This window comes from Anaerolineales bacterium (assembly GCA_015075625.1).
GTDB lineage: Bacteria > Chloroflexota > Anaerolineae > Aggregatilineales > UBA2796 > UBA2796.
In genome coordinates, this window is record JABTTZ010000001.1 from 1535658 (window position 1) to 1551907 (window position 16250).

Genomic DNA, 16250 nt, shown 5'->3' on the forward strand with positions numbered 1-16250 from the left:
TCATCCTAGCCGTTCGGGGACGAGGAACGTCACTGCTACTGGAAATAGTCGTTCTTTTAAGTCGGAATAGCGAGCACGGATGGCTTCCTGCTCCTGATCGATTTCTTCTGGAATGCGTTCCAGCCGCGCGCGAAGCGCATTCACGTCGCGCTGGAATTGCTCTCCCTCTTCATCTGAAAAATCAAGAAGTAGGCGTAGTTGTTGAAAGTCTGGGGCGATTTCGTGCAGTTCTTTCCGAATGGATTTTTCTAGTTCGGTCAGGATCGCTTGTATATCCTGAATTTCCGTATCCTTACGCTGCTCAAGTTGGTTGCGGATCGCATCAAGTTTCTCGTCCATACGTGTATCTAAGGCACTACGCAGTGGACCAATTATTGATTCCCAATGGGTGGCAAATGCATCAAGGACGTTTTGCGCCGGAAGTTGTGGTTCAGCAGCTTGCAATGCCTGATCCACTTCGCCGACTTTCATACGTCTGAACGACACTTTATTTCCAAAGGTTAGGAACCCACCGGAGGCGATTAATTCTTCATGCAATCGATAACGTCCGCCCCCGATAACAACGAGGCGGGCATAAGCGATAACTGCTGGTCCAGCCAGCGCATGATCCGGTACGATACGGGCTGTGACACGGTTTAGTTTGCCATGCGCGGACCAGACTTCCGCACGCAAGGAGTCCAGGTTGTCCAGCAACCTCCAGCGCAATTTCCACAACCTTCTGTACATGTTGTGGCGTTAGGCGCAATTCGTGGCGTTGAGCATAAAACGCAGTGATCTGCTTTTGAATCTTCTCATCCAGTTCACGTTCCAGTTTGAGCAAGGCTTTTGCAGGGCGCGTTTGTACCTCAACCTTATCAATATCCAAACGGCGACGATGGCCGAGCATTGCTTCTTCAACTTGCTTTGCAATGACATCGCCGACCTTGCCCATTAAATCTTCTCTGATTTGCTGCACCTTCTCAACCGCCCGCATGAGAAATTCTAGGTCGCCCTCAAGCTCACCTACTGCAATGCCGCGTGAGAGATCATCTGCTGCACTGGCGTAACCTTGGGGTGCAAAATGATAGATTTCAGGTGGAAATTTTTGACCCATGCGATCAATGCGCCCATTGCGCTGTTCCAAACGGTTTGGATTCCAGGGAATCTCAATATGCACCAACCGATGACAGTAATTTTGCAGGTCGATACCTTCTGAAGCTGCATCAGTGGCGAGGAGAATACGCAGTTTATTATCGGCGCTGGGAACGGTCTGGAATGCTGCTTTAATCTTTTCTCGCTTATCATCGTCCATACCGCCATAGATGAGTTCAAGGCGATCAACGTCGGCCAAACCCGCATCGAATAAAACTTCCTTCAACCAGCTCTGCGTGACGCGATACTCGGTAAATAAGATCACCCGTTCATCATTCCAAATACCATCGGGTTTGACAACAGAGCGTAACCATTCGATCAATCGCCCCGTTTTACTATCAAGTTGCTCGCTGGCTCGTTTGGCCCAATTGAGCATCTGGTCCAGTAATCGAAGCTCATCCGGTGACGGTGGGGAAAAGGTCGAACCTGCCGCATTGAGGGCTTCGTCGTTTGCGGCCTCCAATTCGTCATCGTCGGTGTAATCTTCTTCGGCTTGAGCGATTTGATCCAAGATGCCCGTAACTGCACGGGTCGTTTCAGCCTGTTTCTGTTTGCCATTCGTTATGGTTTCGAGGTGTGTTTCCAGCGTCTTCTGGAAGGCTTTAGGGGATGATAACAGGCGCTTTTTTAGTAGCTTAAGAACAAACTCCGCTGCGTGTTCCTCTTCTTGGCTTTGGACATTGGATGTGCGTAAGTGACTATACTGGCGTAGCCAGGCGTGTACTTCACGTTCCTCGTCTGTATAGGAAACCTCCAAGGGAACAATTTGTCGCGGTGGGAATGTTGGCTCGCCCGTTAATCTATTCCTGATATCTCGTTTGAGCCGACGGACCATGACAGCTTCCAGTTGCCTAGGATCTGGCCGCACGCCGCGCGCGAAACGTTGGTTATCGAGTAGCTCAAGAAGTGCGGTAAAACTTTCAAGAAATCCATTGTGCGGTGTTGCGGACAGGAACATGTGGTGTTCAAAGTATGGAACGATCTCGCGGATTGTTTTTGTTCTTTGACTATCTAGCGCGTACCGTCCTCGTCCTGAAGGAGCAACATTGTGTGCTTCATCCAGTACCAAAATATCAAATGGACGAGGATATCTTGGTTTACTCTGAACGCTGTCCCTGAACAAACGCCGTGGGCGATCACGCTTTATGAAATCAATTGAGGTTATCAAGCGTGGAAAATGTGACCAAGGATTTACATGGATTCCCCGAGTTCGCCGTAGCTGGCGCATTGAATCGCTATCTACAATACGGAATTCAAGACCAAATTTGTCGCGCATTTGGTCGCGCCAGTGAAGTTGCAGACCCGATGGGCAGACGATCAATACAGTTCGCGCACGGTTACGTGTAATTAACTCTTGGATCACTAATCCGGCTTCAACCGTTTTTCCCAGACCAACATCGTCTGCGACCAATAAACTGACACGAGGCATTTGCACGGCACGAACCAACGGATTTAACTGGTAATCCTCAAGTTATATGCCGCTACGAAATGGGGCCTGCAAAACGGCTCGATCTGCCTGAGATGCAGCTCCCCACCGTACTGCATCGAGAAACGCATCAAGGCGTTCAGGGGCATCAAAGTCCTTTGGCGTAGGTAGAGCCGAATCTTCAATTACTTGTGTTCCTACCTCGGTTTCCCAGATAACCTGTAAGGTTTCACCCAGTGCATCATCTTCAACTGAAGACAAATTGACAAGATGAACGAACTGTCGTTCCTGGGTGTTGGGAACAGCAGTCGGTTTGATTCCCGTAACCGTGTAGGTACGCTGTCTTACTTTGACGATTTGCCCATGTTCGGGGATCAATGTTGGGGATTTCACAAGTAATACCCGTACTTCTATTTCATAGAAGAAGTAAGAGCTTCTTCCCTAGCAAGTTATAGCTTAATAGTATAGCAGGAAGTCGGGGCCGGGAGAACCAAGTTGCGATGCCATTTTGACTAGCACATTCATAAGTAAGGTAGTGATGTGCCGCACCGGATTAAGCTACTACTGTAGACCTTAGGACTTTCGCTTTAGTTGATGCCAAAGGCAGAAAGGCGTGGTGAGCGTAACTCTGCCCGCAAATAGTCGCGGAATAAATCTCGCTGCGCCTCGTAAAGGCTCTTGCCTAATTGGTGAGCCTTAACTTTCAGCGAGAGCCGAGCGTGATAACAACAAGCCAGATGGTTGCGTTGTGAACGCGCTTTGTGGCACTCGCACTTTTCACTCCCGGTCAATTGTTTGAGTTCCCGATGCAGTTGCTCAATCTGCCAACGCACGGCATTCGCGTCTTGAATGACGGACTTGGAGAAAGTGCCTAGGGGCTGGTTTGTAATCACCCATTCAATGTCACCGTTTGGGGCAACTAGCTTGAATAACTGCACATAAAAGGGAACTTCCTTCAGCTTAACCGACAGACCATGCTCTACGGCGTCGCTTGTCCATTCAATCGCCTCCAAATGAATAGAGCCGCTCGCTTTACTCAAACTCACCATACGATTGGCTTTGAGCGTGGTCACCAAAGTAACGACCAGCGCGATGAATCAACTTCAAATTATCCACGGAGGCATACCAGCTATCAAATAGTAGGGTCTTGGCGTGGATACCCTTGTCCATCAGGGCATTTAAGACCATTTCACGGAAGTGATCCTTTGGTCTTGCCATCCGCTTCAGGAGCATAGATGCGGTAATCAATCGGGTAAAGTCGGTACCATCGCTATGCACGAGATCCACGACGCCGATACCACGCACTAGACCATGTTCTGCGCCACTATATTGCTTTTCACTAACTCTATCTTGCGCGAATACTGCTTATTCTGCACGCTATCATCGACGATCAACTAAGCCCTTTCACTGTCCTTCAACAAAGCCCCTGACCAAATCCCACAAATGTCGGGCAGTCAGCTTGTCTCTTCGCCAATAATCACTGACAGCATCATGGCTCATCGCTTCCAGATGTTCAGCCAGATTACTGCATGTATAGTTGCCAGGTGTACTTATCAGGTACTCAATGTATTGGCGTTTGCTTATCGTGCTTCTACAATATCAGCAATTTGCCTTGCAAGCGAAAGTCCTACATATATATACAATGCTTTCGGCATGTGTAGTTGTTTCATTATATCGAGAACTTCCCACAGCTAGACGGGAATCATCACTATTCCAAGCAAGCACACTTAAATTTGCTATATGTCCGGTTAAAGTGCGAACTATATTTGTTGTAGACACCTTACGGATTTGAAGTTGATTATTTGATAATGCTGTAGCAACAAATTGCCCTGTGCTACTGATTTTTATAACAGTAATATAATCAAGAAGTTGCCCTTTTATATGCGCTGTACGTCCATTAAAGGTAAAATGAATAATTATGAATAGAAATAGTGAGAATAGTTTCTTTTTCATTTTACCACCCCTGTTCGACAAATAATGTTTTCATCTGGACATCCATCCATTGATACCTAGCATCGCCAGGGCGCTCTGTTAGTTGAGATGTTGGTATTTGTGACCCGTTTCCCCATGAGGCATTGAGAAATCCGGGACCACTCCATATTGATGAACTGCCTACATTACAGATACTTGCGCGACCTGGCGAATCTCCTTGTATATTGCGACGATAGACCCAATTGAGGAACATATCCGCTTGTGCTTCTTCGACTCGTTTTACTTTTGCTCCCACCGTATCATTGTTCTTCGTTGGAGGCTGAATACCTCCACTCAGCAAAAAGCGGTGATCTACTGTAAGAGGGTCTATTTGGAATTCAACTAGAATTGCGTTTTGCTGAAATTGTGTAACTTGTCGGATAGTGCTTGTCTGGATGCGAGATGGTCCACTACCCCACCCACGTTCACCCCGGTTCCAATAATTCCCAATACTTGTAGACACTGGATCAATGATTTCACCCATTATGCGATCCTGTCTAGAAGAACAGTCTCTAATAACCACTCCACTGCTCATCCTATCCACAAAGCGGGGGCGTCCTCCCAAAGAGGCACGACTGTCAAAGACATGCCCAAACTCATGAACAATGACATACTCGGTGAAGGGAAGATAGGTTACATTGTCTGGGGCAATGAGGGGCAAGGCACAGGAGATGGAGGTGGTGTTATTGTCTGTGAAGCAAATCCCCAACGCCGTTCCACCCTTGACCAGTGTCAGTGACCCCATCACAGTTTGGAAGACCTGTGCCTCTGTCTGTGTCAGGCGATGTTGAGAGAGACTATGAAGGGCACGGGCAGTCTCGGTCACGGCGCGGTGAATGGCGGCGATTTCCTCTGGTGACCAAGCACCTTGCAGGGTGATTCCATAGGCGGATAAATCCGCTTGTATCGGTGTCACCGTCGGCATGGGCGTCGCCGTCGGGAGGGGCAGACTCCCGCAATCCCCGCTAACGATCTGCGGGCAGTGTACACGATCCGCCGTCGGTTATTCTGGACGCTCCGCCACCGTCCGCCCTACTCCCAATTCACCCCGCAGACGAAGATCAACTCCCCATCGACCCACATCCACTCGCCGCCCGTCCCATCGGGGCAGGCTGGCTGTCCGCCGCCGGGGGGAGGGAAGATGGGGTGCGGGAGGGCGGTGGGGGTGGGGAGTGGAGGCAAATCGGGGGCGCGAACAACTCGTGGTATCGCTGAATCTGTGCCGTAATATAAAGTCGTTCCCGTCTTGTCCCAATCGGCGGCGTAAATCGGACCCGGCACAATTTGTTCGGCGATCAATGCCCATGTCTGCGTGTCCCACACGCGAATGCGCCCCTCGCGGTTGAAACTGCGCAGGCGCGTTCCCCTTGAATCAAACGCCAACGCCAAAACCATTTGGCTGTACTCGGCGTCCATGCCAATCGCAGCAGCGGCGGACAGAACGTGCAAGGTGTTGCCCGATGTCGCGTTCCAGATTCGGATCATACCGTCCATGTGACCACTGCTTATGAGTAGTTGGGAAGGATGCCATGCAAGAAAGAACGCTGGTTGAAGATTTTCATCTGTGATGGATGGAACCACTTCATCCAAATAAGTTTGACCATTCACTAAAATTATATTTCCTCCAACTGTGCCAATAGCAAGTTGTGCGTACAATGGACTATATTCCAAACTAACGGAATTCCCGAATGAAACTGCTCTTTGTGTACCAGTCATAATGTCAAAAATACTTAACATTCCCCCATCTATTTCTTCTGTACCACTTAAAACACCTGTATTTGCTCTATTCCATGAAAGATCGAAGATTGTACCAAATTGTTCAGGTGAAAATGATATTAAATTGCCCGATTCTACTTGAAAAATATAAATCACACTTTTTGTTCGTGACAGAGTCTCATCATACAAAGAGCTACCTGCAGCAATAAAAGCATCATCATGACTCCATGCTAACGCTCTTGCTTGTTCCATATGCCCTGTTAAAACGCGCACTACCTCCATAGTTGATGAAAGACGGATTTCAATTTTATTATCTAAAGAAATAGTAGCAATAAATTGCCCAGAATGGCTTGATCTAAGGACTATAATGCGATCTTCTGATTGAGCCATTCCCTGTATGGTTGATTGAATTATAAAGAACGCACAAATCAGCACAACATACCTGATTTTCATAGTTTCACCACCCTTGGTTCACAAAAACACCCTTCATTTGGTTGTCCATCCATTCGTACCGAGCATCACCGGGACGTTCTAATGGTTGGGAAGTTGGCGTTTGTAATCCGTTTCCCCATGAGGCATTGAGAAATCCGGGACCACTCCATATTGATGAACTGCCTACATTACAGATACTTGCACGACTTGGCGAATCCCCTTGTATATTGCGACGATAGACCCAATTGAGGAACATATCCGCTTGTGCTTCTTCGACTCGTTTTACTTTTGCTCCCACCGTATCATTGTTCTTCGTTGGAGGCTGAATACCTCCACTCAGCAAAAAGCGGTGATCTACTGTAAGAGGGGTCTATTTGGAATTCAACTAGAATTGCGTTTTGCTGAAATTGTGTAACTTGTCGGATAGTGCTTGTCTGGATGCGAGATGGTCCACTACCCCACCCACGTTCACCCCGGTTCCAATAATTCCCAATACTTGTAGACACTGGATCAATGATTTCACCCATTATGCGATCCTGTCTAGAAGAACAGTCTCTAATAACCACTCCACTGCTCATCCTATCCACAAAGCGGGGGCGTCCTCCCAAAGAGGCACGACTGTCAAAGACATGCCCAAACTCATGAACAATGACATACTCGGTGAAGGGAAGATAGGTTACATTGTCTGGGGCAATGAGGGGCAAGGCACAGGTGATTGTGGCGGTGTTATTGTCTGTGAAGCAAATCCCCAACGCGGTTCCACCCTTGACCAGTGTGAGTGACCCCATCACAGTTTGGAAGACCTGCGCCTCTGTCTGTGTCAGGCGGTGTTGGGAGAGACTATGAAGGGCACGGGCAGTCTCGGTCACGGCGCGGTGAATGGCGGCGGTTTCCTCTGGTGACCAAGCGCCTTGCAGGGCGATTCCATAGGCGGATAAATCCGCTTGTATCGGTGTCACCGTCGGCATGGGCATCGGCGTCGGGAGGGGCAGACTCCCGCAGTCCCCGCTGGTGACCTGCGTGCCGTAGGCATTGTTGAACCACCCGCTGTAGAGTGTCCCCTCGTGGACGATTTGGGTGAAGGCTACCGCCGGGTACTGGTTAGCCCGTTGATACAGCCCCAGCACAAACCCCGCTGGCACGGTGAACACCCCTTCGCCTGTTTCCGTCGCTGCTTCTTCAGGGGTGTGGAAGACACGGCGCGGATCAGGCGGTGGTGTGCCGGTCAGCGTCCCTGTGGGCGTGGGCGTGCCGAAGTTCGGCAGGATCAGGACGTGGCAGACCGCTGGGGGGAGGGTTGGGGTGGGGGTGGGCGTCATAGTTGGGGTCGGCGTCGCCGTCGGGAGGGGCAGACTCCCGCAGTCCCCGCTAACGATCTGCGGGCAGTGTACACGATCCGCCGTCGGTTATTCTGGACGCTCCGCCACCGTCCGCCCTACTCCCAAATCACCCCGCAGACGAAGACCAACTCCCCATCGACCCACATCCACTCGCCGCCCGTCCCATCGGGGCAGGCTGGCTGTCCGCCGCCGGGGGGAGGGAAGATCGGATGCGGGAGGGCGGTGGGGGTGGGGGAGGGGACGGCAAATCGGGGGCGCGAACAACTCGTGGTATCGCTGAATCTGTGCCGTAATATAAAGTCGTTCCCGTCTTGTCCCAATCGGCGGCGTAAATCGGACCCGGCACAATTTGTTCGGCGATCAATGCCCATGTCTGCGTGTCCCACACGCGAATGCGCCCCTCGCGGTTGAAACTGCGCAGGCGCGTTCCCGTTGAATCAAATGCCAATGCCAAAATAAGTTGACTATAGTCTGCATCCATACCTATTACGTTTGCACTGGACAATACCTGTAGAATCCTATCTGAATTTATATCCAAAATCCGTATCATCCCATCAAGATGCCCACTAGCAATAAGGGTTTGGGAAGGATGCCATGAGAGAGCGAAAATTGGTTGAAGATTTTCGTTTGTGACTGGCGGGATATTTATATATTCAAATGAGGTAGTATCTCTTAATATTACCCTCCCTCCCACTGTTCCTACTGCAATTTGTAACCCACTTGGACTTGTCTCAAGAGCGAGACCTGGACCACCAATACGTTCAGAGAGGATAGCAGCATCCAAAGGAATGACTCTTAACTCACCACCATCTATCTCTTCTGTACCGCTTATAATCTTTGTTTCAGTAGAATCCCATGCAATATCGTATATAGCACCTAATTGAGTAGGGGATGTGAGCAATAACTGTCCGGAAGAAACATCATATATATATACAATGCTTTCGGCATGTGTAGTTGTTTCATTATATCGAGAACTTCCCACAGCTAAACGGGAATCATCACTATTCCAAGCAAGCACACTTAAATTTGCTATATGTCCGGTTAAAGTGCGAACTATATTTGTTGTAGACACCTTACGGATTTGAAGTTGATTATTTGATAATGCTGTAGCAACAAATTGCCCTGTGCTACTGATTTTTATAACAGTAATATAATCAAGAAGTTGCCCTTTTATATGCGCTGTACGTCCATTAAAGGTAAAATGAATAATTATGAATAGAAATAGTGAGAATAGTTTCTTTTTCATTTTACCACCCCTGTTCGACAAATAATGTTTTCATCTGGACATCCATCCATTGATACCTAGCATCGCCAGGGCGCTCTGTTAGTTGAGATGTTGGCGTTTGTGATCCGTTTCCCCATGAGGTATTGAGAAATCCGGGACCGCCCCATATTGGTGAACTGCCTACATCACAGATACTTGCACGACTTGGGGAATCTCCTTGTATATTGCGACGATAGACCCAATTCAGAAACATATCGGCTTGTGCTTCTTCGACTCGTTTTACCTTTGCCCCAGGGGTATCGCTATCATTTGTTGGGGGTTGAATACCTTCTCGCACTAAAAATTGGTAATCAACGGTTGTTGGGTCAATTTGAAACTCAATCAACACAGCATTTTGCTGGAATTGAGTAACTTGGCGAACAGTTCCTGTATTAATGCGTGACGGTCCGCTGCCCCACCCACGTTCACCACGCAACCAAAATTGTTGAATAGTTTGACCACTAGGTATTTCTCCCATAACTCGGTACTCCTCTTTGGAGCAATCTTTGATAATTACCCCACTACTCATCCTATCGACAAAGCGAGGTCTTCCGCCCAAAGAGGCACGGCTGTCAAAGACATGCCCAAACTCATGAACAATGACATACTCGGTGAAGGGAAGATAGGTTACATTGTCTGGGGCAATGAGGGGCAAGGCACAGGTGATTGTGGCGGTGTTATTGTCTGTGAAGCAAATCCCCAACGCGGTTCCACCCTTGACCAGTGTGAGTGACCCCATCACAGTTTGGAAGACCTGCGCCTCTGTCTGTGTCAGGCGGTGTTGGGAGAGACTATGAAGAGCTGGGCAGTCTCGGTCACGGCGCGGTGAATGGCGGCGGTTTCCTCTGGTGACCAAGCGCCTTGCAGGGCGATTCCATAGGCGGATAAATCCGCTTGTATCGGTGTCACCGTCGGCATGGGCATCGGCGTCGTGACGGGCAAACTCCCGCAGTCCCCGCTGGTGACCTGCGTGCCGTAGGCATTGTTGAACCATCCACTGTAGAGCGTCCCCTCGTGGACGATTTGGGTGAAGGCTACCGCCGGGTACTGGTTAGCCCGTTGATACAGCCCCAGCACAAACCCCGCTGGCACGGCGAACACCCCTGCGCCTGTTTCCGTCGCTGCTTCTTCAGGGGTGTGGTAGACACGGCGCAGATCAGGCGGTGGTGTGCCGGTCAGCGTCCCTGTCGGCGTGGGCGTGCCGAAGTTCGGCAGGATCAGGACGTGGCAGACTGCTGGGGGGAGGGTTGGGGTGGGGGTGGGCGTCATGGTTGGTATGGGCGTCGCCGTCGGGAGGGGCAGACTCCCGCAGTCCCCGCTAACGATCTGCGGGCAGTGTACACGATCCGCCGTCGGTTATTCTGGACGCTCCGCCACCGTCCGCCCTACTCCCACGTGACCCCGCAGACGAAGATCAACTCGCCATCGACCCACATCCATTCGCCGCCCGCTCCGCCGGGGCAAAGGGGGTCGCCACCACCGCCGAAGGGTGGCGTGGGAGTCCGGGTGGGGGTTGAGGTGGGAGTTGGAGTAGGTATTGGTGTCGCCTTGACAGGGAATGCCGCAAACTGATTGACAGGTATGCACCCTGTATTGGTGAGATCATTGACTATTTGTTGGATAAGGGTGTCGTCGTTTGCTACTTTATAATTATCCATCAACATCATGGTCGATGGTAAAGGAATTGTTTTTATATTCTCATAGTGTAAGATGTCATGGAGTAGGCTAAACCCATCCGTTTCTCGCTCCGAATAAACCCAAATACCAAAATCAGGGATCGTTTGGGTGGGACAAATGGCGCTTCCATTGGGGGTATTATGAGTCACATAAGCGCGATAGGTAATGAGCCAATGGTCATATTCAAAGACAAGCGAATACAGATCATGCTCAAAGGAGTCGAAACCTACCCCAATCTGACGAGGCAAGCCTGCACGGGCTAGGATATTGGCAGGCAATAAGGGAATGAGTTTAGGGCTGAGCAAGGCGTAGGTCATGCTGTGGGTCACGTTTAGTCCAATTGAGTACGCCCGTAATCTCGTCTCTGGCTGTGTATCATCGGAGAAAATCGCGCCACTATATAAACCAGCCGTATCATTTATCAAAGGGATAAAATTTAAGGCATCAGTTCCACGATTTGTTGAGATTGCGTTACCTGCTTTTCCTGTAATGGGGTCTACTATATCTAAACTGATTTGCCGAAGATTGGATATAGCGTTACGCGTGGATGTTTGGTTAGGGGAAAACCCTAGCCAACAAACAGGTAAGCAAGTTAGATCCACACGCAAATCTCGCAGTTCGCGCTCCGTTAGTTGCGAGTCGATCTCAGCCACTGTAACCGGATCGTAAGTGGGTGGGGGAAAAACATAGGTAGGCGTTGCATCTTGCGCAATGGCAGTCATTGGCAGTGTTAAAATTATTACACTTCCAGACAATATAATTAGGCAATAGTCGATCACCGATGCCATCTTCTTTTTCATGCAATTCCTCCTAGTCACCTAAGGTAAAGTTTCGTGCTTGCGCTATCCACTCAGCCTTGAGCATTTTTTCAATCCATATGAAGCGCGTCATCTCTGCTGAATTTGGGTCTTGAGCATTGAAGAAGGACAATACATAATTCATAATCATATCCGCCTCGAATTCTCGAATAACATAGACACCATCAATCGCGCACAAATTTTGCTGATAGGTACCACTACCTCGAATGGGATGTTCACGCCAAGGCCACCCATTTTCTCCTGGATCAAAACGTTTTATTCCCTCGCAATTTGCACCAGCACCAAAACGATAATCGGTGGCAAAATTGACCCCAGCCGCCGCCCTCGCCACGATCACATGCCCTAACTCGTGAGCGATGGTACATCGCGTTATGTCGAGAGACCCGGCATTGCTCGTTTCCTTATTTCCACAGCGCTTGTCGGTTCTATCGAAAGCACCCGTTAAGTTGTAGAGAATAATGATGGTTTCGTTGCGTTGGATAGGCAGCACCTCGGCTGCGGCATTATTGGGGTCACGTTGATCGGTGTAACGAAAGACGGTTCGCCCCCCGAAGACCGCTCGGAAGTTTTGCCCCGGAGCAATAGGCGTTCCTAAAATCGTTTGATCGTAGTGCTTGACAACGACATAAACCGTTTCAATACGGCTGGGTATATCAACCCGCTGAGGGTAAGTGGGGTCTCGCCAATAATCATAGTCGCCGTCGGTGGCAGTGTCTTCTAGATAGACGCCATAGATGGTTGCCAATTCTTGGATCATTGAGCCTAGCGGGTCGCTAAGTGTTGGGGTGGCAGCAGGGATAGCTGTCGCAGTGGGAAGTGCTTGGCAATCATCGCCCTCAGGTAAAATCTTGGCGCCATAGCTGTAATTGAACCACCCGCTGTAGAGCGTTCCCGCGTACACGATTTGGGTGAAGGCTACCGCCGGGTACTGGTTAGCCCGTTGATACAGCCCCAGCACAAACCCCGCTGGCACGGTGAACACCCCTTCGCCTGTTTCCGTCGCTGCTTCTTCGGGGGTGTGGTAGACACGGCGCAGATCAGGCGGTGGTGTGCCGGTCAGCACCCCTGTCGGCGTGGGCGTGCCGAAGTTCGGCAGGATCAGGACGTGGCAGACCGCTGGGGGAGGGTTGGGGTGGGGTGGGCGTCATGGTTGGTGTCGGCGTCGGCGTCGGGACGGGCAGACTCCCGCAGTCCCCGCTAACGATCTGCGGGCAGTGTACACGATCCGCCGTCGGTTATTCTGGACGCTCCGCCACCGTCCGCCTACTCCCAACTCACCCCGCAAACAAAGACCAACTCGCCATCGACCCACATCCACTCGCCGCCACCGCCGGGGCAGACGGGAGGAAAGCCAGTAGGGTAGGGGATAATTGCGGGGAAGGGCGTTGCCGTCGGGGTGGGAGTCCATGTGGGAGTTGCCGTTAAGGTTTTCGATGGGCTTGGCGTTGGGGTTGCTGTGAGGGCGAGTGCCGTTTGTGTCTTGAAGTAATCTTGTGTCTCACGTGCGTCGTGGGTAGCCCAAGAGCGTGTAGCAGACCAATACGCAGTCTTCTGAAAGTGATCCGCAGTTAAATGATCTGCTAAACTAGGCGTATCTCGAGGAGGTAATGTTGGGGCAGGTGTACCTACAATTGAATAATACACTGTTACAGTAAGTAGTAAATTATACCTAGTCGGTTCAATGGTATCAGTTACCTCTCCGTGTGATAAAAAGGAGTTAATAGATATCTTTTGTTGATTTAACCAGATAACGATCAACAAAAGTGTAGTAAGACATCCCATGAATAGCCACGTAGCGACTGTTGATTTTATTTTTATCACTTCGTTTCTCCTACTGGCATATTCCAATTTGAGGAGGGGCTATATTCTGCCCCATCCGTACAGATATGGTAAATGTTTCTGTTCTTGAATCGTATTGACCAATCTCCACCATAATATCGCCGCTATGATCAACAAAATTCTGATTCTCAAACCATACTGCCCCTGAGTCATTTGCATTTGTGCGGGAATCTTTTCCATTATTGCAACTATATCGTGTATCAATACCCAAGATGAAGTCCCGTTTATCAATATCAAGGATACGAATGCGAGATTCGATTGAGGCGGCAGGATTAACACGGTGAATCAAAACGAGGGGACGGTCTTTGATAGGCAAACCGTTATCATACTCACGTCCACTTTTTCGGGCTTCAACGGTGTAGTATTCAGCAGTTTGAGGAATATCTATCTTAATCATGTACCGTTCGGTAGGAGCAATTTGGGGATTATCGAGAATTTTTAGCGCCACCGTTGTCGTTGTCGGAGAATGAATCGTTTCTACATGAGCAGGGGTAAACCAACCTGACAGATAGCGTTGAGCCGCAATGGCATTAACGGGTATGCAAAAAGATTGACTGGCATCTCCCCACTGTCCACATACGATTTCAGTAAATGAACCTCCAGTGCCTGTATAGATTTTGTGTTTTCCAGAGTCACTGCTCATAACATCCCAAGCTGATCCGTAGGGATCCCCTCGTTGGCGATAATAAGGGTCAACAGAGTGGAACAACCCCAAAAGATGTCCCAATTCATGAGTTAAGGCGCTTTGTATTGGACGCTCCGGCGATACATCATTGATATAGGCAATGAGAATGGGATCGATGGGTAAGGTCATTGGTAAATAGGGGTGGTCTATGATGGCTAGACCGGCTGTGTACTTATAGTTTCTTGTAAGGCGATAGTTGAAAACCATCACGATCATCCCTGTGCCGCCCCGTAAATAGGGAGTTAGATCGACACCTCGAAAGAGTGCGCTAAGAGCGCAGAGATTTGCTGGTACAAACGGGACATCATGTTGTAAGGCAGCATAGGTTGAACCGAGGTCTAGCCAATATGGGTAAACGGCAACAGAGTGAATGGTGACGTTTCCTTGCGATTGAGCCGACCAAAAGTGGGAGACACCCGGGAATGCAGAAGAAAGGAGATGAGAGCGATACCAAGCAAAGTCCTCATAGGGTGGAAGAATGGTCGGGAGGGGAAAAGTGGAACTATCTTGGTAGGCACAAAAGAGAACAAGAGCGTCCAGATTTCGCGCAACAGGAGCGATTGTCGGCAGCGGCGTGGGCGTCGGCGTTGCTTGCGCCTGCGCCGGCACGTACCACGTCGGGGGGACGCCGAGGAACGCCATCCCCGGATGGGCATCGCACCCCGACCCATCAGCACGGACGAGGATCACCGTGCGGGCGTCGTTCGTCGTCTATGGATGGACTACTCCCAAATCACCCCGCAGACGAAGACCAACTCGCCATCGACCCACATCCACTCGCCGCCGCCGCCGGGGCAGGCTGGCTGTCCGCCGCCGGGGGGAGTGGTGGGGTTGGGGAAGGGGGCGAGAGTAGCCGTAGGGGTGGGCGTGGGCGTCTCCGGCAGCCCCTGCAAATCATACAGGTACAGTTCGGCTGAGTTGGATATATACACAAACCATCGCCCATCAGGTGAAAATCTCCCCCGACTAACGCTACTGTTGTTGACTTCCGTAGTGAGAAGGGTGGTCGTCTGATTCGCCCAAGTGTAGTGGTAGATGCCTCGGTTATCGATGAAGATGATGGTCGAGCCGTCCGAGGTCACAAAACGGAAACCCTGTTCGGCTATCCCCAGCGGTTGAGGAAACAAAAAGCTGCCTTCCGGGTTCAAAGGGGTGTACATCAGCAAATGACTGGCGCCTTCCCCATCATCCTCTCTCACTCGCAGCAGCACCCAACTCCCATCGTCCGAAAAGTCGATGAGTCCTACAGCGCGATAAGCCACACCAGCGACGGTAGGAAAGGTCATGCGCTCCCACTCAAAGACCAACCCTGAGAGTCCCGCTTCCAATCCGCGCACATAGAAAAAGATATTCGGCTGGCAGAAGAACCTATCGGCACAAACCAGCATCACAAACGAGCGGCTGTCCTGACTCCAACGCACATCGAAGGTATTCACTTTTCCAAACGGATCATAGAGGGGAAATTCTGGCGTGAATGTCGTCTGGGTTTCTCTGTCGGCGACCACCAACCGCCAATACCTATCGGTTTCCGCCACCACCTCTTCTCCTACATACACCAGATAGCGCCCATCGGGTGAAAGATAGGAGAAGGTATCGGCGGTGCGCACGTAAATCACCTCTTCTGCCGGCGTGATCTGCGACAAGAATGGATAGGTAGTGCTTTCCGTGAAGATCTCGGTATTAAGGTTGTAATGCGTCCAGAATCTGTTTGAATTGAAAGGGTCTTCTACCTCTGGTGCGCCCACCGAATATACAAAGGCGCGGCTATCTCTTGCCCATTCGAAATAGTTTGCCTGAACCCCCGGCGATAACTTTTTCAAGCGCCCCGACTGCCCTTGCACTTGTGGTAGCGCCCATAACAGGGCGCATCCGAAGCAGGCAATGAGAAGGCTTGTGGCAAGCCGGTTAATCTGGGGTACTCTGCGCGACATCCTTGCCGTCCTTTTCTAGA

11 protein-coding genes and 3 pseudogenes are annotated in these 16250 nt (G+C 50.3%); all 14 read right to left on the bottom strand.

Annotation, left to right across the window (positions count from 1 at the left end):
• The 14 genes and pseudogenes from HS103_06450 to HS103_06515 all read right to left on the bottom strand — a co-directional run bounded on the left by HS103_06450 (position 1) and on the right by HS103_06515 (position 16230).
• Positions 1 to 2914, bottom strand: a pseudogene (locus HS103_06450) (DEAD/DEAH box helicase family protein).
• Between the two features lie 230 nt (positions 2915 to 3144).
• A pseudogene (locus tag HS103_06455) lies at positions 3145 to 4141 on the bottom strand (transposase).
• 15 nt (positions 4142 to 4156) lie between these two features.
• Complete coding sequence (locus HS103_06460) at positions 4157 to 4510, bottom strand: hypothetical protein (GenBank protein ID MBE7512439.1); 354 nt, start codon at positions 4508 to 4510, stop codon at positions 4157 to 4159.
• A 1-nt stretch (position 4511) separates the two neighbouring features.
• Positions 4512 to 5453, bottom strand: a complete 942-nt coding sequence (locus HS103_06465) for a hypothetical protein (protein ID MBE7512440.1) — start codon at positions 5451 to 5453, stop codon at positions 4512 to 4514.
• 107 nt (positions 5454 to 5560) lie between these two features.
• A complete protein-coding gene (locus HS103_06470) occupies positions 5561 to 6697 on the bottom strand; it encodes a hypothetical protein (GenBank protein ID MBE7512441.1) in 1137 nt (378 codons plus the stop codon).
• A gap of 281 nt (positions 6698 to 6978) precedes the next feature.
• Positions 6979 to 7995, bottom strand: coding sequence for a hypothetical protein (locus HS103_06475; GenBank protein ID MBE7512442.1), 1017 nt, complete (start codon positions 7993 to 7995; stop codon positions 6979 to 6981).
• 127 nt (positions 7996 to 8122) lie between these two features.
• Positions 8123 to 9262, bottom strand: coding sequence for a hypothetical protein (locus tag HS103_06480; GenBank protein ID MBE7512443.1), 1140 nt, complete (start codon positions 9260 to 9262; stop codon positions 8123 to 8125).
• 1 nt (position 9263) lies between these two features.
• Positions 9264 to 10022, bottom strand: coding sequence for a hypothetical protein (locus HS103_06485; GenBank protein MBE7512444.1), 759 nt, complete (start codon positions 10020 to 10022; stop codon positions 9264 to 9266).
• 29 nt (positions 10023 to 10051) lie between these two features.
• Complete coding sequence (locus HS103_06490; GenBank protein ID MBE7512445.1) at positions 10052 to 10549, bottom strand: hypothetical protein; 498 nt, start codon at positions 10547 to 10549, stop codon at positions 10052 to 10054.
• Between the two features lie 116 nt (positions 10550 to 10665).
• Positions 10666 to 11757 (bottom strand): hypothetical protein, encoded by a 1092-nt coding sequence (locus HS103_06495; GenBank protein MBE7512446.1) that lies wholly within the window; start codon positions 11755 to 11757, stop codon positions 10666 to 10668.
• A gap of 10 nt (positions 11758 to 11767) precedes the next feature.
• Entirely contained in the window at positions 11768 to 12838 is a 1071-nt protein-coding gene (locus tag HS103_06500) for a hypothetical protein (GenBank protein ID MBE7512447.1), read from the bottom strand.
• 28 nt (positions 12839 to 12866) lie between these two features.
• A pseudogene (locus HS103_06505) lies at positions 12867 to 12953 on the bottom strand (energy transducer TonB).
• A 653-nt stretch (positions 12954 to 13606) separates the two neighbouring features.
• Positions 13607 to 14989: a hypothetical protein gene (locus tag HS103_06510; GenBank protein ID MBE7512448.1), complete on the bottom strand. Its 1383-nt coding sequence runs from the start codon at positions 14987 to 14989 to the stop codon at positions 13607 to 13609.
• 32 nt (positions 14990 to 15021) lie between these two features.
• On the bottom strand, positions 15022 to 16230 hold the full coding sequence (locus HS103_06515; GenBank protein ID MBE7512449.1) for a PD40 domain-containing protein: 1209 nt from the start codon (positions 16228 to 16230) through the stop codon (positions 15022 to 15024).
• Positions 16231 to 16250 lie beyond the last annotated feature (20 nt).